At 42.3% G+C, this 7069-nt stretch carries 3 protein-coding genes; all 3 read right to left on the bottom strand.

The features are described 5' to 3' along the window. The coding region (locus tag V7K97_RS02840; protein ID WP_334799192.1) for a condensation domain-containing protein at nt 1-1682 on the bottom strand (1682 nt) is incomplete at its 3' end. Beyond that, complete coding sequence (locus tag V7K97_RS02835; RefSeq protein WP_334799191.1) at nt 1679-6607, bottom strand: type I polyketide synthase; 4929 nt, start codon at nt 6605-6607, stop codon at nt 1679-1681. The genes V7K97_RS02840 and V7K97_RS02835, both read right to left, overlap by 4 nt. A gap of 123 nt (nt 6608-6730) precedes the next feature. Beyond that, entirely contained in the window at nt 6731-6922 is a 192-nt protein-coding gene (locus V7K97_RS02830; RefSeq protein WP_334799190.1) for a hypothetical protein, read from the bottom strand. Nucleotides 6923-7069 lie beyond the last annotated feature (147 nt).

The following is a 7069-nucleotide window of genomic DNA, read 5'->3' as shown; positions in this document are numbered from 1 at the left end:
CGACTATTCAACTCGCGGTATGTGAGTTGTTGATTCTCAAACACCACTGCGACTGCATCTGGTGTACGTTCTACCTGCTCTTCAAACAACTGATGGATACATAAATCTTCGGGATAGTCTACTTGAGTATTATTCCATTCAACTAATTGCTGTTGTTCAAATTGTGTCAGTAGAGGTAATTGGGAAATTCGCTCGCTGGGATTCGCCACAATTGCTGAGAGCAGTGTAACAAAATTACCTGTCATCCGCTCAATGGTGCTGCTATCAAATAAGTCAGTGTTGTAATTCCATGTACCTTTGAGCGATCCTGGCAACTCAAGAATGGTTAAAGTTAAATCAAAAGCAGCCCCTTTAGCCCCTGGAATCATTGATTCCACAACTAACCCATCACTATCCATAAGTGACACTTCTTGGTCACTCTGGTGAGATCGATCCCAAGCCAAGGCTACCTGATAGAGTGGTGAAAAGCTGGGGTCGCGGACAGGTTGCAGCCGCTCCACAAGCATGAGAAAGGGATAGTCTTGATGGTCTAGGGCGTTTAACACACAAGAGCGCGATCGCCTCAGCAACTCTTGAAACGTGGGATTTCCCGAAAGGTCTGCTCGCAAAACCACAGAATTAGTGAAATAACCAACAATCTTTTCAAACTCTGAGCGGCTCCGATTCACCATTGGAGAGCCAATTAAAATATCTTCTTGATTGGTATAACGTAATAATAATATTTGTAATGCTGTTAATAAAACTGTGTAAAGAGACGCACCCTCTCTCTTGGCCAATTCTGTGAGCAATTGCCACAGTTTTTCTTCAACAGTAAAAAAGCTGGAAGCACCACTATAGGTTTGATTCTGTGGTCTTGGTCGATCGGTCGGCAAATTTAGTACTGGCAACTCACCAGAGAGTTGTTGCTGCCAGTAAGTCCACAAACGCTCCCCTTCTGAACTAGAGAGCATTAGCTCTGACCAGTTGACGTAATCTTGATACTGACAGTTTTGTGCTGGCAGTTGGGCTGCTACACCTGTGGTCATTGCTTCATACAAGACTCTCAGTTCACCAATCATGATTTCTAAGGACCAGAAATCCACGACTATGTGGTGTACTGTTATTAAGAGAATCTGTTGCTTTGTTGCTAATGTATCGGTTGTAGTGTGATTAATTAACAAATTAAAGCGCAATATCGGCCCCTGTTCTAAGTCGAAAGGGCGATCGCTTGTTTCTGAGAGCCAGTTATTTACGTCCTCTTGGCCAAGATCGAAAGCTTCTTGGGTGCTAAAGTCAACCTGCTGGTTTTCGTGAACTGTTTGTACAGGTTCGCCGTCAATGGTTGTAAAGGTAGTCCTTAAAACTCGATGCCTTTCAACTAGTGCCTGTGCTGCCTGCTTGAGGGCTGGAATATCTAAATTTGTGACTAATTTTGCTGCATAAGTGGCGTTGTAAGCGGTACTACTCGGTGCTAATTGATACAAAAACCAGAGTGCCTTTTGACCGTGGGAGAGGGGATAAGTTGGAGAATTATCAGTATCCTGCGATAAAATTCGGATAATTTCTGGTTTGTATTGCTTAATTTCTCCCAATAAATCAGGGGTTAGTACATTTTCAGGCGATCGGTAGCGCAGTTTGTCTCCATCAATCCACAGTTCAACATTCTTTGCTGAAAGAGTTTCTAGAAGCTCTGTTAAATTCATAATTCTCCTTCAATCCAATTGTTTTGATTTGATGTAATAGTGGTTGCAAGAGGTGCTTTAGAGATAGCATTCACCTCAAAAAGTTGTTCACTGACAAATTTTGTTAAATCAACAACACTCACACCATCCAAAAATTTTGTGATGGGGATATTTATTTCCAATTCTGTTCTGAGGCGATTTCTCAGTTCGACAGCCATGAGGGAGTCAAGTCCCATTTGGTTAAGGGGCTGCATGACATTTAGCACAGATGTAGTTGTTCCTAAAGCTCTGGCAATCTGCTGGCTCAGGTAACTAATCAAAAGTGATTGGCTTTGCTGTTGGGAACTGGCTTTGATTTGGTCTAAAATTTGTGGCAAGTAAACTTGCTGTTGCTCTTGTGCAATGGGAAGTGTCTGAAGCTGTTGAGCGATTTCGGAAAAGAAGCTGGGATAAGATGAGCCTGAGTATTGCTGCAAAAACTTCGACCAGTCAATCTGCATGACTCCTACCTGAGCCACTTCTTGGGGGAGAAAATTTTCTAGGATACTTAATGCTTGCTGTGTTTCTATAGTCTTTATTCCCTTATTTTGCCATTGAGTCTCAACCCTGCTCCCAACTGCTTTGGCCATTCCCAGGATTGACCAGAGTCCCCAGTTAATAGTTAACCCTGGCAAACCTAGTAATCTTCGATAATAAGCCAGAGCATCTAAAAAGGTATTGGCCGCAGCATAATTTGCTGAACCCGCAGGTCCGAGTATGGATGCAACTGATGAAAAAAGCACGAAGAAGTCCAAAGGTATGTCTTGTGTAAGAGTATGCAAATTCCAGGCTCCGCTTACCTTTGGGGCAAAAACTTTGGCAAAAAATTGCCATTGATGCTCTATCAATAGTCGATCTTCAAGGACACCCGCAGCATGAATAATACCCTTTAACGGTGGCATCGATGTTTTGATTTGAGTTAGTAAAGAGGTGACATCTTTTTCTAAGGATACATCAGTTTGCATGATAAAAACTTGACTTCCAGACTCTTCCAGTCGTCTTAGAGTGTCTTTAGCTGCTTCGTTAGGACTGCTACGCCCTGCCAAAACTAGGTGTTTTGCGCCATGCTCTACCAACCATTGGGCTACTAATAAACCAATTTCACCAAGACCACCTGTAATTAGGTAGGTAGCATCGGTTTTGATATGCAGAGATTGTTTGACAAGTTTCTTGCTATGTGTTAAACGGCTAACATACCGTTGCCCATGACGAAAAGCTATGTGAGTCTCACTACTAGTTAACTTGTGGGAACAAATTTCTGCAAACAGGCTGTGGGCATTGTGATTTTCTACCGGGTCTAAATCCACCAGAGTGCAGTTAAATTCTGGATGCTCGTTGGTAATGACTTTTCCTAATCCCCACATAGGCGATTGGGCTATCCCTCCCAAGGTAGATTCTACACCCACTTGTTGCCCTCCTTTGGTTATCAACCATAAACTAGGATGATGGGAAAATCCTTGATTAATTAAAGACTGGATGAGGGACAATACTCCACCACATCCTGTTTGGGAAGCAACCTCTAAATCTGTGACGGTGAGGGACTTGGCCTCAACTGTATCTAAGCTCCACAAATAAACCACTCCATGCAGTTGGGGATTGGATAAAGATTTGCTCTCTTGCTCCCCTACTTCCATGAACAGTAATAGTCGCTGAAAGTCTTCTGGTAAGGCAGGGTTGATCGTGAATTCTCGATCTGATATTTGTTTATACTCATTACCAGAGAAGACCAGGGTACAAGCTTTTTGTTGCGATCGCAATAGTTCACTTAACTGCTGACCGATACCTTGATTGTCAGCAAAAATTAGCCACCTTTCTAGTTCTGCTTGAGGCTTTAGGGGAGCAGGATGGCTGATTTCGGAAGGAGCAGGTATATAATCTCCAATCAACTGTTGCTGTATACTCCCTTGATTTCGCCATACTGTTTCGTAGCACAGGTCTTTAAGTAAGTCTGGTATGAGATATTGCTTGTATTCCTGAGCTAAAACAGCCAAGATTTCGGGCAGTAATTTTATCTGTTCAGGTGAAAATTTTCCTGCCTTTTGTACTAGTTGAACTAACTTTTCAGTATTTCCCTGATCGAGAAAGTTAGTAATCGGATTCTGAACATTATCTCCAGATAAAGGCTCTGATTGTTGATATTTTTGCTCAGAAGTGTCAATCCAATAGCGCTGTCGTTGAAATGGATAAGTCGGTAGGGCAACTTTCTGGTGAGGATATTTGCCCTCAAACCCTGACCAATCTACATTAACTCCGGCTATGTATAACTCAGCGAGGCTAGAAAGTAATTGTTGCCATTCTGGTATTCCTACACGTAAAGAAGGTAGCCACAAATCTTCACTTTCTGGCAAGCATTGACGACCCATGCCCAACAAAATTGGTTTAGCCCCAATTTCTAAGAACACTTCACATCCAAACTGATGTAATATCTGCATACTATCAGCAAACCGCACTGTTTGACAGACGTGATTCACCCAGTATTGTGCATTGGTAATATTCTCGCCAGCAATTTGCCCGGTAACATTGGAGACTAATGGAATTTGGGGCTGATTGTAGCTGACTTGATTGGCGATCGCTTCAAAGTCTGCTAACATCGGTGTCATCAATGGGGAATGGAAGGCATGGGATACTTGTAAATGCTTTGTTTTGATTCCCTCCGCTTCTAGTTGCTGACAAGTAACTGCGATATCTGACCTAGCTCCAGAAATTACCACGCTTTCGGGACCGTTGATGGCTGCTAATGACACCCGCTCATGATAGGATGCAATAACTTCCTTCACCCTCTCCTCTGAAGCCATCAGTGAAACCATTTCACCCCCAGATGGCAATTGCTGCATTAACTGTCCTCGTTGGGCGATGAGTTTAAGTCCATCTGACAAGCTAAAAACACCAGCTACAGTTGCAGCCACATACTCGCCGACGCTATGACCCATTACTACATCTGGTTCAATACCCCAGGATTTCCACAGTTGATACAAAGCGTATTCAATAGCAAATAACGCAGGTTGAGTATATGCAGTTTGATCGAGTAGAGATGAAGCTTGCTCTTCTACTTGGCTAGGATAGAGTACCTCTAACAGGGAATGCTCCAGATAATGACCCAAAATTTCATCGCACTGCTCGATAGCTTGGCGAAAAATGGGTTGGCGATCGCAGAGTTGGCGACCCATGTTAATATACTGAGAGCCTTGACCAGTAAATAAAAAAGCTATTTTGGGTGGGTTTTTACTTAGATGACCAGTTTTTCCCGAAAAACTAGCAAGTTGCTCTACTAACTGCTCCCTAGAGTCAGCGACAATGGCTAGACGGTGATTAAAATGCTCCCTCCCCATATTCGCCGTAGAGCATATATCTCTTAGTGATATCTCGCCATTGGAGGTCAAGAATTCTCCATAACTGTGTCGCAATTCTGCCAAAGCCTGCTCATTTTTCGCTGATAGAGTCAGTAGATGGTACGGGCGCTCAATAGTATCTTCATGTTGAATTTTGAATTTTGTTAGCGCAGCGTTAGCGAGTCTGTGAGCGTCATTTTGAATTTCTATTGGTGCTTCTTCCAAAATCACATGGGTATTAACCCCTCCAATCCCAAAAGAACTTATACCCGCCCGTCTCGGCAAAAGTTCTCCTTCCTCTGTCTTTAACTGCTTCCACGCTTGGGTTTCGCAGACAAGATAAAATGGACTTCCCTTGAACTCAATGCGGGGATTTAACTGCTGAAAATTCACAATCTTGGGCAATTTTTGATTCTTCATTGCCAAGAGTATTTTAATCACCCCAGCAATTCCCGCAGCTGCTTCTAAATGTCCAATATTTGTCTTAACTGTTCCTAGACCACAATAGGGATGATCGACTGAAGATAAATGATACTGTTGATGTAATTTTCTAAATGCTCGTTTGAGACTATTAATTTCTATTGGGTCTCCCAAGGCCGTACCTGTACCATGAGCTTCGATGTAGGAAATTGTATTGGGGGCAATATTAGCTTTTGTATAGGCGGCGCAAAGCACTTGTGCTTGAGCATAAACATTAGGAGATGTCAGAGTTCTTGCTTTTCCACCATGATTTACCGCACTACCTTTAATCACTCCATAAATCTGGTCTTTATCTTCAATGGCTTGAGCTAAAGGTTTTAAGAGAATTACTCCTGCTCCTTCTCCACGCACATAGCCATCAGCCTGATTGTCAAAAGTTCTGCACTGTCCTTGTGGAGACAACATCCCCAGTTGGCTCATTTGAATGTATCTTGTCGGTGTACAGAAAATACTAACTCCACCGACGAGTGCTGTCTTACATTCTTCTTCCTTCAGAGCATTTATAGCTTGATGAAGCGCTACCAGTGAACTTGAGCAAGCTGTGTCTACGGGAATACTCGGACCGTGAAAATTGAAGAAGTAAGAAATCCGATTGGGAATCATGCAAGCCCAAGTTCCTGTTCCTGTATGTCCGTCAGTGTCCCGTTTATACCCATTTTGTAAAATATCGTAGTCGTAGTTACACACTCCGATAAAAACACCAACGGAACTTCCCGACAGTTGAGATGGTGCATATCCAGCATCTTCGATACAAGACCAAGTTAACTCCAGCATCAGCCTCTGCTGAGGGTCCATTCGTTGTGCTTCCCGAGGAGAGATGCCGAAAAATTCTGCATCGAATTGGTCTATCTCCTCAATAAACCCTCCCCATTTACTAATGCTTTTTTGCTCTTGAGGATTGGGAGCATAAAACTTTTCAACTTCCCATCGCTCAGAAGGAATTACAGTAATGCTATTGATTCCTTGTTCTATATTCTGCCAAAACTGTTGGTAGTTATTGGCTCCTGGAAATCGGCAACCTATCCCAATCACAGCAATATCTGCGTTCCCCAGTCCTTTAGGACAAATCCGAGCTTTGGCATATTTTTGATCTTGCATCTATGTAACTATAGTATTATTATTTTCTTCACTTAATGAGAGTTTTCCAATCACTCAGTCTGATAGACTATTATTTTGAGTCTTGCATTTTGTACCTGACTTATTTGCAAACTGCTGTAAAAATTATTCTGGCGCAAATAAACCTAATGGAACTACATAGGCAACTAACTCCTGTGTTAATTTTTCTGTCTGCTTCTTAATTATTAGACAATCGTCTATAGTCAAACTTGAGCGAATAGCAACTTCTACTTCTCTACAGATAAAACTTTTATTATTTGAATTTGCTAAAAGCTGACCATGATTATCTAACTGCATGAGTTTTTATATCCTTATTAAAGTCTGTTGTTTTAGAATAAGAGCCTATTTATAAACAGGACTTATACCATTTCTTTGTGAGGCTGCGCCAAACCCTTTTAACTTCTTTCTTTGTGTCCAACTCTTACGAGACGCTGCGCGAATGCG

The organism is Nostoc sp. (genome assembly GCF_036917815.1).
In the GTDB taxonomy this organism is placed as follows: domain Bacteria; phylum Cyanobacteriota; class Cyanobacteriia; order Cyanobacteriales; family Nostocaceae; genus Nostoc.
This window is presented reverse-complemented; position numbering and strand designations above follow the sequence as displayed.